General features: G+C 67.7%; 12 protein-coding genes and 1 pseudogene. 8 read left to right on the top strand and 5 right to left on the bottom strand.

The window, feature by feature from the left end; translation table 11 throughout:
* Positions 1–146 precede the first annotated feature (146 nt).
* Genes catC through H0X91_RS03620 form a run of 3 tightly spaced genes read right to left on the bottom strand, consistent with a single transcriptional unit; the run spans position 147 to position 2549 of the window.
* Entirely contained in the window at positions 147–437 is a 291-nt protein-coding gene (gene catC / locus H0X91_RS03630) for a muconolactone Delta-isomerase (protein ID WP_006484359.1), read from the bottom strand.
* A 43-nt stretch (positions 438–480) separates the two neighbouring features.
* Positions 481–1383, bottom strand: a complete 903-nt coding sequence (gene catA / locus H0X91_RS03625) for a catechol 1,2-dioxygenase (RefSeq protein WP_006496024.1) — start codon at positions 1381–1383, stop codon at positions 481–483.
* Between the two features lie 32 nt (positions 1384–1415).
* Positions 1416–2549: a muconate/chloromuconate family cycloisomerase gene (locus H0X91_RS03620; protein ID WP_058902842.1), complete on the bottom strand. Its 1134-nt coding sequence runs from the start codon at positions 2547–2549 to the stop codon at positions 1416–1418.
* 91 nt (positions 2550–2640) lie between these two features.
* Between H0X91_RS03620 and H0X91_RS03615 the strand changes: the two genes are divergently transcribed.
* From H0X91_RS03615 to H0X91_RS03605, 3 genes and pseudogenes are all read left to right on the top strand, one after another.
* Positions 2641–3531, top strand: a complete 891-nt coding sequence (locus H0X91_RS03615; RefSeq protein ID WP_034202659.1) for a LysR family transcriptional regulator — start codon at positions 2641–2643, stop codon at positions 3529–3531.
* A gap of 165 nt (positions 3532–3696) precedes the next feature.
* Positions 3697–5372, top strand: a pseudogene (locus tag H0X91_RS03610) (methyl-accepting chemotaxis protein).
* 44 nt (positions 5373–5416) lie between these two features.
* Positions 5417–5728 carry a hypothetical protein gene (locus H0X91_RS03605; protein ID WP_012493170.1) on the top strand — a complete coding sequence of 104 codons (312 nt, stop codon included), beginning with the start codon at positions 5417–5419 and terminating at the stop codon, positions 5726–5728.
* Positions 5729–5884: 156 nt separating this feature from the next.
* On the opposite strand, the gene andR is transcribed toward H0X91_RS03605, so the two are convergent.
* Positions 5885–6844, bottom strand: coding sequence for an anthranilate 1,2-dioxygenase regulatory protein AndR (gene andR / locus H0X91_RS03600; protein ID WP_084751368.1), 960 nt, complete (start codon positions 6842–6844; stop codon positions 5885–5887).
* A 212-nt stretch (positions 6845–7056) separates the two neighbouring features.
* Between andR and andAc the strand changes: the two genes are divergently transcribed.
* The 5 genes from andAc to H0X91_RS03575 all read left to right on the top strand — a co-directional run bounded on the left by andAc (position 7057) and on the right by H0X91_RS03575 (position 11775).
* The gene (andAc, locus tag H0X91_RS03595; protein ID WP_006490988.1) at positions 7057–8328 is read left to right on the top strand and encodes an anthranilate 1,2-dioxygenase large subunit AndAc; all 1272 of its coding nucleotides are present in this window, start codon (positions 7057–7059) and stop codon (positions 8326–8328) included.
* Between the two features lie 15 nt (positions 8329–8343).
* Entirely contained in the window at positions 8344–8820 is a 477-nt protein-coding gene (gene andAd / locus H0X91_RS03590; RefSeq protein WP_196432807.1) for an anthranilate 1,2-dioxygenase small subunit AndAd, read from the top strand.
* Between the two features lie 35 nt (positions 8821–8855).
* Entirely contained in the window at positions 8856–9182 is a 327-nt protein-coding gene (gene andAb / locus H0X91_RS03585) for an anthranilate 1,2-dioxygenase ferredoxin subunit AndAb (RefSeq protein ID WP_006496019.1), read from the top strand.
* Positions 9172–10392, top strand: a complete 1221-nt coding sequence (andAa, locus tag H0X91_RS03580) for an anthranilate 1,2-dioxygenase system ferredoxin--NAD(+) reductase (RefSeq protein ID WP_058902845.1) — start codon at positions 9172–9174, stop codon at positions 10390–10392. Before andAb ends, andAa begins: the two co-directional genes overlap by 11 nt.
* A gap of 96 nt (positions 10393–10488) precedes the next feature.
* On the top strand, positions 10489–11775 hold the full coding sequence (locus H0X91_RS03575; protein WP_006490986.1) for a DUF445 domain-containing protein: 1287 nt from the start codon (positions 10489–10491) through the stop codon (positions 11773–11775).
* 48 nt (positions 11776–11823) lie between these two features.
* Here H0X91_RS03575 and H0X91_RS03570 read toward each other — a convergent pair whose 3' ends face one another.
* Complete coding sequence (locus tag H0X91_RS03570) at positions 11824–12123, bottom strand: addiction module antidote protein (RefSeq protein WP_006490972.1); 300 nt, start codon at positions 12121–12123, stop codon at positions 11824–11826.
* Position 12124: the final 1 nt, after the last annotated feature.

Here is a 12124-nt window from a genome sequence, read left to right as displayed (position 1 = left end):
ACAACCGCCGCCATACGCAAGATGCCGGACGCGGAATGCAAACGACCCGGGCGGCCTGCGTGACATCGCCGGCCGCCCGGGTCGTGCTTCTCGTGGCATCTCGTGCCATTTCGCGGCCGTGGGGCACGGCCGCGATTCGTCGCTGCTTACCGATCGTCGTCCCGCACCGAAGACGGATGCCGGCACAGCGCCCGCACCTCCATCTCCATATACGGAAACAGCGGCAGCTGGCTCAGCACGTCATGCAACTGCTGCACGCTTTCGACGTCGAAAATACTGACGTTCGCATACTGCCCGGCGATCCGCCACAGATGGCGCCACGTGCCTTCGTTCATCAGCCGCTGGCACATCGCCTTTTCTTCGGCCTTCAGCGTGGCCGCCTTGACCGGATCCATGTCCGCCGGCAGGCGAACGGTCATTTCCACATGAAACAGCATCCTGCACTCCTTGCGTTGTCGATTCGTCGAACGGGAAGGGCGCTCACGCCTGCGCGCGGGCCCGCTCGACTTCGCTGCCCGGCACGTCCTGCTTGTCCTTGAGCAGCGTGAAGTCGAAGTCGATCAGCGCGAACTGCCCGTCGACGCCATACGGCTTGCCTTCCGCGCCCTCCGCCTGCTTGACCGGCGGGATCAGCCCGTCGCGCGTCGCGAACGCGAAGTCGTCCCACAGGTGCGGATCGCCGTCGATGTTGATCTGCGTCGTCAGCTTACGATAACCGTCCGCCGAAACGAAGAAGTGAATGTGCGCCGGACGATGGCCGTGGCGGCCGAGCTGATCGAGCAGTTGCTCGGTCTTGCTGCCCGGCGGCACGCTGTAGCCGACCGGCAGCACGCTGCGGAAGCTGTAGCGGCCTTCGGCATCGGTGCGGATCGAGCGGCGCAGGTTGAACGCCGGCTGCGACGCGTCGAAGTACGAGTAATTGCCCAGATGGTTCGCGTGCCACACCTCGACCAGCGCGTTCGCGAGCGGCGCGCCGTCCTGGCCGAGCACGCGGCCGCGCATGATCAGCGTCTGGCCCGGATCGGTGCCGTCGTCGAGCCGCGCGTGGCCGACCGATTCGGGCGCGCCGGCGACGTACAGCGGCCCTTCGATCGTGCGCGGCGTGCCGCCCTGGATGCCGGCCTTGGCCTCGGCTTCGTCCATCCGCACGTCGAGGAAGCGTTCGAGGCCGAGGCCCGCGGCGATTAGCCCGAATTCGCGGCCGGCTTCGTTCAGGTAGTTCAGGGCCGTCCAGAATTCGCTCGGCTGCACGTCGAAGTCCTCGATCGTGTAGCAGATGTCCTTCACGATCCGGTTGACGATCGCGCGCACGCGCGGGTTGCCGGGCTTTTCCGCGGCGTCGTCGAAGGTCTTCAGCAGGGCGTCGATGGCTTGCTTGTTCATCTGTGTCTCCGGTGTCGGTTGTCGTGTGGGGATCAGCGGGCGTCGCGTCGCATCCGTTCGATGCGGGCCCAGTCGAAGGTGATGCCGAGGCCGGGCGTCGCCGGCAGATGCAGCTTGAAATCCTGGTAGCGCAGCGGCTCGACGAGGATCTCCTCGGTGAGCAGCAGCGGGCCGAACAGTTCGGTGCCCCATTTCAGCGAGTCGAACGTGCTGAACAGTTGCGCGGACGCCATCGTGCCGGCCGCGCCTTCGAGCATCGTGCCGCCGTACAGTTCGATGCCGGCCGCCGCGGCGATCGACGCGACGCTCGCCGCGCCCTGCAGGCCGCCCGACTGCGCGATCTTCACCGCGAACACGTCGGCCGCGCGATCCTGCGCGAGCGCGAACGCATCGACGGGGCCGTGCAGCGCCTCGTCGGCCATGATCGGCACCTGCGCGAGCTGCGTGAGGCGTTTGAGCCCCGCGCGGTTGGTCGCGGCGATCGGCTGCTCGACGAGGCTCACGCCGGCGTCGGCCAGCCGCGCGCCGGCCCAGATCGCATCGGTTTCGCTCCAGGCCTGGTTCACGTCGACCCGCACGTCGCCGCGCTCGCCGAGCGCGCGCTTGATCGCGACCACGTGGGCCACGTCGTCGGCGACCGCGTTCGAGCCGATCTTCAGCTTGAACGCGCGATGGCGGCGGGCGTCGAGCATCGCTTCCGCTTCCGCGATGTCGCGTTGGGTATCGCCGCTCGCGAGCGTCCACGCGACATCGACCGCATCGGTCCGCCGGCCGCCGAACAGCTCGGACAGCGGTACGCCCAGGCGCCGCGCCTGCGCGTCGAACAGCGCGGTCTCGATCGCGCATTTCGCGAAACGGTTGCCCTGGAACAGCTTGCGTGCCCGCGCGATCGCGGCGCCCGGGCGCGTCGCGTCCATGCCTTGCAGCAGCGGCGCGAAGTAGGTGTCGATGTTGACCTTGATGCTTTCGGGGCTCTCCTCGCCATACGCGAGACCGCCGATGGTCGTCGCCTCGCCGACGCCTTCGATACCGTCCGTGCATCGAACGCGGACCAGCACGAGGGTCTGGCAATTCATCGTCGCGACCGACAATTTGTGGGGTCGGATCGTCGGCACGTCGACCAGCAGCGTGTCGATGCGTTCGATGGTGGCGGCAGTTGCTATCATGCGATTCCTCCTGTTGGTGCACATGGTAGGAATTCCCGCCCCGCGTCGTCCAACACTCTTTCCGACTACTTCCATACCTTTGAGGCATGAAATGGAATTGCGTCAGCTCCGTTACTTCATCGCCGTCGCCGAGGAAATGAACATCACGCGGGCCGCGGAGCGGCTGCACATGACGCAGCCGCCGCTGAGCCGCCAGCTTCAGGCGATCGAGGAGGAGATCGGGTTGCCGCTGTTCGAGCGCGGCGCGCGGCCGCTGAAACTGACCGATGCCGGGCGCGTGTTCCATGCGCAGGCGAAACGTCTGGTCGACCAGGCCGACGAACTGGGGCCGCTGACGCGGCGGCTCGCGCAACTGTCGGAGCGAATCGTGATCGGCTTCGTGCCGTCGACGCTGTACGGCGCGCTGCCGGACGTGATCCGCGCGTTTCGCGAGGCGCAGCCGGACGTCGAGCTGTCGCTGATCGAAATGTTCACGCTCGAACAGCTCGGTGCGCTGAAGGGCGGGCGGATCGACGTGGGGTTCGGCCGCCTGCGCTTCGACGACGACCAGCTGGTGCGCGAGGCGCTGATCGAGGAAAAGCTGATCGCGGCGCTGCCGGCCGGGCATCGGCTCGCCGATCCGGCCCGGCCGCTGACGCTCGCGGATCTCGCCGACGAGACGATGATCGTCTACCCGAGCACGCCGCGGCCGAGCTTCGCCGATCAGCAATTGTCCGCGCTGCGCGACGGCGCGGTCGTGCCGGCGGCCGTGCACGAGGTGCGCGAGCTGCAGACCGCGCTCGGGCTCGTCGCCGCGCAGGTCGGCGTGTCGCTGGTGCCCGAGAGCGTGGAGGGCGTACGCGTGAAGGGCGTGGTCTACCGGCGGCTGCCGGAGCCGGGCGCGACGTCGCCGATCATCATGAGCCGCCGGCTGCACGGCGAAAGCGCCGCGACGGCGGCGTTCTGCGCGATTGCGCGGGAGATGATCGTGCCGTCGGCGTGATGGCTGACGGCCGACACAAAACGATCGCCGCATGCCGATTATTGCCGCACATGGTTTTTTCTATCCTGCCGGCAGCCGATAAATCGGCCATGTCGCTCTCCGTAAACAGGGTTGGACGCGGGGTTTCCCGTTCCGCATCGCCCTGGAACAGTGGAGGAGAGCAGCGTGAGCCGATTGGGGAAAAGCATCAAGTTCAGGATCTTTTTCGCGCTTGCCGCGTGTGTCGCGCTCATGGTCGCCATCGGCGTGTTCGGCCTGTTCGGTCTGTCGAGACTGAATTCGAACGTCCATGACGCTTATACGGACAACACCTTGCCGATCAGCGAATTGTCGGAAATTCGCGCCGCGACCTTCGAGACGCAGCTTCGGATGCGCGGGGTGTTGTCCGAGCGCGATCCCGCGCGGGTTCGCAGCGGGATCGACGAGACGCGTGCCGAGCAACGCCGTCTCGACACGATATGGAACCGCTATTACGGCCAATCGATCACGAGCGACAAGGAGCGCCGCATCGCGGCCCGGATTCGCGACGTGCTGCCGCGGTTCCGGGCCGGCGTGGACGCGGCACTCGCGGCGGTGGGCGGCGGGGACCGCGACGCGGCCGCCGCGGCGATCGACCGGCTGGCGCCCGCCGCCGGCGCGCTCAAGCAGGCGCTCGACGACGACATCGCACTGAACATCGATCAGGCGAAGTCGTTCGTCGACGACAGCGCGTCGACCTTCGTCATGATCCTGTGGATCGCGATCGGCCTGATCGGCATCGGCGTGCTGGTCGCGGCGTGGGTATCCGCGCACCTGATGCGGCACATCTCGACGCCGCTCGGCAAGGCCGTGCGCGTGGCCGACGAGATCGCCGGCGGGTCGCTGGACAACCGGATCGACGTCGACTCGCACGACGAATTCGGCCGGTTGCTCGGTGCGTTGGCGACGATGGATCGGCAACTCGGTGCGACGGTGCGCGGCATCAAGCGCAGCGCGGAAGCGGTGGGGGTTGCATCGCGCCAGATCGCGAGCGGCAATGCCGATCTGTCGGCCCGCACGGAAGAGCAGGCCGCGTCGCTCGAGGAAACCGCATCGAGCATGACGCAACTGACCGAGACCATGAAGCAGAACGCCGACAACGCGCAGCAGGCCAATACGCGGCGACGCGCGCGACCGGCATGGCCGATGCCGGCAACGATGCCGTGCAGAGCATGGTCGCGACGATCGGGCAGATCAGCAGCAGTTCCAGCCAGGTTGCCGACATCACGGGCGTCATCGAGAGCATCGCGTTCCAGACCAACATCCTCGCGCTCAACGCCGCGGTGGAGGCCGCGCGCGCCGGCGAGCAGGGGCGCGGCTTCGCGGTGGTCGCGAGCGAGGTGCGCAGCCTCGCGCAGCGCTCGGCGGCGGCTGCGAAGGAGATCAAGGAACTGATCGGCGCGTCGGTGTCGATGATCCGCGACAGCGCGCGGCAGGCCACGGGCGTCGGCGCGACGATGGAGCAGGTGAAGCTCGCGATCAAGCAGGTGTCCGATATCGTCGCCGAAATCGCGGCCGCGTCGCGGGAGCAGAGCCAGGGGATCGGGCAGGTCAATCTGGCGATCGAGCAGATGGACCAGGTGACGCAGCAGAACGCGGCGCTCGTCGAGCAGGCGGCCGCGGCGGCGCATTCGCTCGAGGAGCAGGCCGGCCGCCTGCAGGCGGCGATGGCGGCGTTCAAGCTCGCGCCGAATGCCGACGATGCGCCGGTCATGGCGTCGTCGGCGCCTGCATCCGCGCTCGCCGTCGCACCGACGAAACCGCTGGCGGCGGGGCTGAGCGCCCCTGTCGCGGGCGGCGCCGTCGACTGGAAGGCGTTTTGATCGGGATAACGGTTCGCAGCCTGCTGCGACGGGAGTATCGGCCCTTGAATGGCTCGACGCGTTCTGCTCACGTGGTACTCACGCTCGATGCGCTCGTCGACGCATGCGTGCGTTTCGATCCGTTGGACCGGGATCAACGGCTGATCGTCCGGACGCTGGTCGTGCCGATGCTCGCGCGGCGGCTGAAGTGGCTGGGGCTGTTGCTGCGCGCGAGCCCGCGCAGCGAGGCCACGCGCGCGATGCTCGAACGGATCGAAGGGGCGCTGGCGTGCGCGGCGGCACGGCTCGACCCTGCGCGCCGGCCGTCCGCGGATGCGGCGAGCAACGCCGTGCCGCGGCGCGGCCCGCCGGCGTAGATCGCGACGCGAGGTCGTCGCGCGAGTGCGACCGGCCGTCGATTGGGGCGACCTCGCTCACGCGCGGAAGGCGCGAAGGGTGGGAACGGCGATCGGCAGGACGGCGCGCGAAATGCAGCCTACGGCCGTGCGGCAGTGCGTGTGCGGACGGCTGCTTCAGCGCCTGGCGTCGAGCGTTTCCGACGGCGATTCGCCGAACTTCTCCCGATACGCGATCGCGAACCGGCCCAGGTGGGTAAACCCGCAATCGAGCGCGATATCGGCGATCCGTCGCTCGGATGTCGACCCACGCAGCAACTCCCTCGCATGGTCGAGCCGCGTCGCGCGCAGATATTGCATCGGGCTCATCCCGCGGAATTGCAGGAACGCGTCGCGCAGCGTCCGTTCGGGCACGTTGGCGGCCTGGACGATATCGGCGAGCTGCAGCGGCTGCGCGTAGTGCGCATCGACGAACTCCTGCGCGCGCCGCACGAAGCCCGGCGCCGGGTCGCGATGCGACGCCTGCGGCACGGACGGCGGATGGCCTTCGATCAGCAGGTCGATCAGCAGATGCTCGAGCTGCGACGCGACCCGCGGGTTCGCGTTCGCGCGTTCGAGCAGCTCGGGCGACCGCGCGACGAGCATCAGTTGCTGACGCCACGCGGCGAGCGCGGCGTCGCTGACGTGCAGCACGGGGTCGAGCGTCGCGCGCGGGTCGCCGGTCAGCGAGCCGACGGTCGCCGCGTCGATGCGCAGCACGAACTGCTCGCAATCGGCCGACAGCACCGCGTCGAAGCGCTCGCCGGGCGCGCACAGCACGCCGGTCTGGCCGTCGACGCCGAGCCGCCGCCCCATCGCGCGCACTTCGGCCTGGCCGGACAGGCAGAACATCAGCAGGTAGTAGCCGTCGACGGCATCGACCTGCACGCGCATCGCGTCGCCGAACGCGATCGTGCCGATCCCGAGCCCGCCCAGCTTGACGAAATCCATGTGCGACGCGCCCTGCACGCGGCCGCTCGGCAGCAGCGCGTGCGGCTGCATCACGCGCGAGATCCGCTCGCGCGTCTCGTCGAGATCGCGGGATTCGAACAGCCGGTGCGCGCGCAGCGCGAGCGGCTCGAACGACGTTGGGGACATGGGCCTCAGCCTTGGTAGGGCGACGCGCGCTTCGATCCGACGAATGGGTCGCGATCGTGCGACGGGTCGCGTGTGCCGTCATGCTAGCGCAGAAATCCGCCGAAAGTGGATATTGCACCGCCGCAATCGCACTTTCCGGATAGACGCTGAATATTAGCTTTTCAAAAATCGGCTCCATGCATTCAACGCAACGGATCGACAAGGAGTCCGACATGGAGCAGACAGAATCGCCCGTCGTTTTCGCGGAGCGCGGCGACGCATCCGACGTGACCTTTCCGCACGACGACGGCTCGCGCGTGCCGTACAAGGTGTTCAGCTCGCGGGCGGTCTACGATCGCGAGCAGGAACGCATCTTCCGCGGGCCGACGTGGAACTTCGTCGCGCTCGAAGCGGAGATCCCGAACGCCGGCGATTTCAAGAGCACGTTCGTCGGCGACACGCCGGTGGTCGTCACGCGCGCCGAGGACGGCACGCTGTCCGCGTGGGTGAACCGCTGCGCGCACCGCGGCGCGCAGGTGTGCCGCAAGTCGCGCGGCAACGCGAGTTCGCACACGTGCGTCTATCACCAGTGGAGCTTCGACAACCAGGGCAACCTGCTCGGCGTGCCGTTCCGGCGCGGCCAGAAGGGGATGACCGGGATGCCGGCCGATTTCGATCCGAAGCAGCACGGGCTGCGCAAGCTGCGCGTCGACAGCTATCGCGGGCTCGTGTTCGCGACCTTCAGCGACGCGGTCGCGCCGCTGCCCGCGTATCTGGGCGAGCAGATGCGTCCGTGGATCGACCGGATCTTCCACAAGCCGATCGAGTATCTCGGCTGCACGCGCCAGTATTCGAAGTCGAACTGGAAGCTGTACATGGAGAACGTGAAGGACCCGTATCACGCGAGCATGCTGCACCTGTTCCATACGACCTTCAACATCTTCCGCGTCGGGATGAAGGCGCGCTCGATTCCGGATGCGAATCACGGGCTGCACAGCATCATCACGGTGACGAAGACGAATGACGACACGTCGGCCGCATACAAGCAGCAGAACATCCGTTCGTTCGACGAGGGCTTCCATCTGGAGGACGAATCGATCCTCGATCTCGTATCGGAATACGACGAGGATTGCACCAACCATATCCAGCCGATCTTCCCGCAGCTCGTGATCCAGCAGATCCACAATACGCTGGTCGCGCGGCAGATCCTGCCGAAAGGGCCCGACAACTTCGAGCTGATCTTCCACTTCTTCGGCTATGCGGACGACACGCCCGAGCTGCGCGCGCTGCGCATCAAGCAGGCGAACCTCGTCGGGCCGGCCGGCTACATCTCGATGGAAGATACCGAAGCGACCGAGCTCGTGCAGCGCGGCACGGTGCGCGACGCCGATGCGACGTCGGTGATCGAGATGTCGCGCGGCAATCCGGACCAGCAGGACACCGTGATCACCGAGAGCCTGATCCGCAAGTTCTGGGTCGGCTACCAGAAGCTGATGGGCTATTGACGCGGGAGCAGGAAAATGACGGAAGACATGAAGACGTGGTTCGAGATTTACATGCTCCAGAACCGCTACATCGGGCACCTCGACAACGACCGGCTCGAACAGTGGCCGGAGATGTTCACCGAGGACTGCACGTACGAAATCGTGCCGAAGGAGAACGCCGATCTCGGGCTGCCGGTCGGGATCGTCCACTGCACGAACCAGCGGATGCTGCGCGACCGCGTGGTGTCGCTGCGGCACGCGAACATCTACGAGGAGCACACGTACCGGCACATGACGTCGGGCCTGACGATCGTCGCCGAGCGCGACGGCGAAATCGATACCGAGAGCAACTACGTGGTCGTGCAGACGCGCAGCAACGGCGAATCGAACGTGTATCAGGCCGGCAAGTACTACGACACGGTCGTGCGCACGCCCGACGGCCTGCGCTACAAGACCAAGCGCGTGATCTACGACACGTCGCGCGTGCAGACGCTGCTCGCGACGCCGATCTGACCGCTCTGATCGATCTGACGAAGCAAGGAATCGACATGACTGAAGCAACGCTCGCCCAATGGCATCCGCTGGGCGCTTTCGACGAATTCTCCGAAGACGAACCGGCGGCGCGCGTCGCCGGCCAGAAGCCGATCGCGGTGTTCCGGATCGGCGACGAACTGTTCGCGATGCATGACCTCTGCACGCACGGCCATGCGCGGCTGTCCGAAGGCTATGTGGAGGATGGCTGCGTCGAGTGCCCGCTGCATCAGGGGCTGATCGACATTCGCACCGGCGCGCCGAAATGCGCGCCGATCACCGAGCCGGTGCAGACCTATCCGATCCGGATCGTCGACGGGCAGGTGGAAGTCAATGTCGGCTGATCCGTTCGTGATCGTCGGCGCCGGCCACGCGGCGCGGCGTACGGCCGAAGCGCTGCGCGCACGCGATGCGGCGGCGCGCATCGTGATGATCGGCGCGGAGCGCGAGCTGCCGTATGACCGGCCGGCGCTGTCGAAGGATGCGCTGCTGACGGACGGCGGCGAACAGCGCGCGTTCATCCGTGATGCCGCGTGGTACGACACGCAGCGCATCGCGTTGCGGCTCGGCACCCGCGTCGACGCGATCGAGCGCGATGTGCAGCGCGTGCGGCTCGACGACGGGGCGACGTTGCCGTACGGCAAGCTCGTGCTCGCGACGGGTTCGCGTGTGCGCACGTTCGGCGGGGCGATCGACGAAGGTGTCGCGGTGCATTACGTGCGCACGGTCGACGATGCGCGTGCGTTGCGTGCGCAACTGGCGCCCGGGCGCCGCGTGGCGGTGCTCGGCGGCGGCTTCATCGGCCTCGAGGTCGCGGCGGCCGCGCGCCAGCTCGGCTGCGACGTGACGGTGATCGATCCGGCGCCGCGGTTGCTGCAGCGCGCGCTGCCGGAAGTCGTCGGCGCATATGCGCGGCAATTGCACGATGCGCGCGGCGTGCTGTTCCGGATGGCGACGCTGCCGCGCGCGATCCGGCGCGCGCCGGGCGGCGGCGCGGTCGTCGAGACCGATCAGGGCGACGTGCCGGCCGACGTCGTCGTGGTCGGCATCGGCGTGGTGCCGAATGTCGAGCTGGCGCAGGCGGCCGGGCTCGACGTCGACAACGGGATACGCGTCGACGCGGGCTGCCGCACGGCCGATGCCGCGATCTTCGCGGCGGGCGAGGTGACGATGCACTTCAACCCGCTGCTCGGGCGGCATGTGCGGATCGAATCGTGGCAGGTGGCCGAAAACCAGCCGGCCGTCGCGGCCGCGAACCTGCTCGGTGCCGACGAGACCTATGCCGAGCTGCCGTGGCTGTGGTCGGATCAGTACGACTGCAACCTGCAGATGCTCGGGCTGTTCGGCAGCGAGCGCACGATCGTCGTGCGCGGCGAGCCGGCGAGCGGGCCGTTCACGGTGTTCGCGCTCGGCGACGACGGCAGGATCGTCGCGGTGGCCGCGGCGAACCTCGGACGCGACATCGGCGCGTCGCGCCGGCTGATCGCGGCAGGGGCGGTGCCCGATCCGGTGAAGCTGGCCGATCCGGCCGTCAACCTGAAGACGTTCATGTAGCAGCGGTGCGCGCGGTGCGTGCCCGCGCGGGCCGCGGGTTTGTCGGCTGCGGCGAAATCGGGGATATTAGCGGCATCGCCGATCCGCTCGTCCTCCATGACGCCAGACAAAGCCCTCGAACTGAAACGAAGCAAGCGCCGTGCGCTGTGGCTGCTGCTCGCGGCCGTCGCGGTGTTCGTCACCACCATCGTGCTGCCGCGCGGCCCGTGGGTCGACGGTTTCAAGGCCGTCGCGGAAGCCGCGATGGTCGGCGCGCTCGCCGACTGGTTCGCGGTCGTCGCGCTGTTCCGCCGCGTGCCGATCCCGTTCGTGTCGCGCCACACCGAGATCATCCCGAAGAACAAGGACAAGATCGCCGACAACCTCGCGGTGTTCGTGCGCGAGAAATTCCTCGGCCCCGACGCGCTCGCCGCGCAGATCCGCCAGCACGATCCCGCGCAGAAGCTCGGCGCATGGCTCGGCGAGCCGGCGAACACCGACGCGCTCGGCGGCTACGTGACGAAGCTGATGAGTTTCGCGCTCGACATGACCGACGACGCGCGGATCCAGTCGTTCGTCCACGATGCGTTCCGCGCGGTGATCGACCGGGTCGACCTGTCGCAATCGGCCGGCGCGATCCTCGATACGCTGACGAAGGACGGCCGCCACCAGGCGCTGCTCGACGACGCGATCGAACAGGTGGTCGACGTGCTCGACAAGGAAGAGAACCGCGAGGTGATCGCGGGCTTCATCGTCGAATGGCTGAAGACGCAATACCCGAAGGTCGAGAAGATCATGCCGACGCAATGGTTCGGCGAGAACGGCGCGCGGATGCTCGCCAGCGCGGTGAGCCGCGTGCTCGAAGGCGTCGCGGCCGACCCCGAGCACGAGTTGCGGCAACGCTTCGACCGGACGGTCGTGCGGCTGACCGAGCGGCTGAAGCACGACCCCGCGTTCCTCGCGAAGGGCGACGAGATCAAGCGCTATATTCGCGACGGCGACGCGTTCAACGAGTACGTGCGCGACTTGTGGGACCAGTTGCGTGCGTGGCTGAAGGCCGATCTCGCGCGCCCCGATTCGGCGCTGCACCGGCAGGCCGCGACGCTCGGCGGCTGGCTCGGCGCGCGGCTCGCCGAGAGCCCGGCGCTGCGCGCGTCGCTCAACGAACATGTGGAGCGGGCCGTGCACGAGATGGCGCCCGATTTCGCCGATTTCCTGATGCGTCACATTCGCGACACGGTGCGCAACTGGGACGCGCGCGAGATGTCGCGCCAGATCGAGCTGAACATCGGCAAGGATCTGCAGTACATCCGCATCAACGGCACGCTGGTCGGCGGCCTGATCGGGCTCGGCTTGTATCTCGTGTCGCTGGTGCCGCGCTGGGCGGCCGGGTGGCTGCACTGACACGGGCACGGACGTTGCGCACGTGGCGCGACGCCGTGCGCCGCCGGATCACGCGGCAGCCTTGGCGCCGTGCAATTGCAGGCCGAGCGCTTTGATGACTTTCAGGATCGTGCCGAAGCTCGGATTGCCGTCGTGCGACAGCGCCTTGTACAGCCCTTCGCGCGACAGGCCCGCATCGCGTGCGACCTGCGACATGCCGCGTGCGCGGGCGATCACGCCGAGCGCATGCGCGATGAAGGCCGGATCGTCGCCGGCCTCCTGCAGGCATGCGTCGAAGTAGTCGGCCATGTCGTCTTCGGTTTTCAGGTGTTCGGCCGAATCCCACGGCCGCGTCTTGATCTTGTCCATC

The sequence above is a fragment of the Burkholderia sp. 9777_1386 genome, assembly GCF_015712265.1.
Taxonomy (GTDB): domain Bacteria; phylum Pseudomonadota; class Gammaproteobacteria; order Burkholderiales; family Burkholderiaceae; genus Burkholderia; species Burkholderia cenocepacia.
Note: the sequence above shows the minus strand (reverse complement) of the source record. Positions and strands in the feature narration are given on the sequence as shown.

What these genes read in the sequence shown, in the direction of transcription:
- H0X91_RS03620 (WP_058902842.1), bottom strand. Translation starts at nt 2,549, where the DNA reads ATGATAGCAACTGCCGCCACCATCGAACGCATCGACACGCTGCTGGTC.
- catA (WP_006496024.1), bottom strand. Translation starts at nt 1,383, where the DNA reads ATGAACAAGCAAGCCATCGACGCCCTGCTGAAGACCTTCGACGACGCC.
- H0X91_RS03615 (WP_034202659.1), top strand. Translation starts at nt 2,641, where the DNA reads ATGGAATTGCGTCAGCTCCGTTACTTCATCGCCGTCGCCGAGGAAATG.
- catC (WP_006484359.1), bottom strand. Translation starts at nt 437, where the DNA reads ATGCTGTTTCATGTGGAAATGACCGTTCGCCTGCCGGCGGACATGGAT.
- H0X91_RS03570 (WP_006490972.1), bottom strand. Translation starts at nt 12,123, where the DNA reads ATGGACAAGATCAAGACGCGGCCGTGGGATTCGGCCGAACACCTGAAA.
- H0X91_RS03575 (WP_006490986.1), top strand. Translation starts at nt 10,489, where the DNA reads ATGACGCCAGACAAAGCCCTCGAACTGAAACGAAGCAAGCGCCGTGCG.
- andR (WP_084751368.1), bottom strand. Translation starts at nt 6,844, where the DNA reads ATGTCCCCAACGTCGTTCGAGCCGCTCGCGCTGCGCGCGCACCGGCTG.
- andAb (WP_006496019.1), top strand. Translation starts at nt 8,856, where the DNA reads ATGACTGAAGCAACGCTCGCCCAATGGCATCCGCTGGGCGCTTTCGAC.
- andAd (WP_196432807.1), top strand. Translation starts at nt 8,344, where the DNA reads ATGACGGAAGACATGAAGACGTGGTTCGAGATTTACATGCTCCAGAAC.
- andAa (WP_058902845.1), top strand. Translation starts at nt 9,172, where the DNA reads ATGTCGGCTGATCCGTTCGTGATCGTCGGCGCCGGCCACGCGGCGCGG.
- andAc (WP_006490988.1), top strand. Translation starts at nt 7,057, where the DNA reads ATGGAGCAGACAGAATCGCCCGTCGTTTTCGCGGAGCGCGGCGACGCA.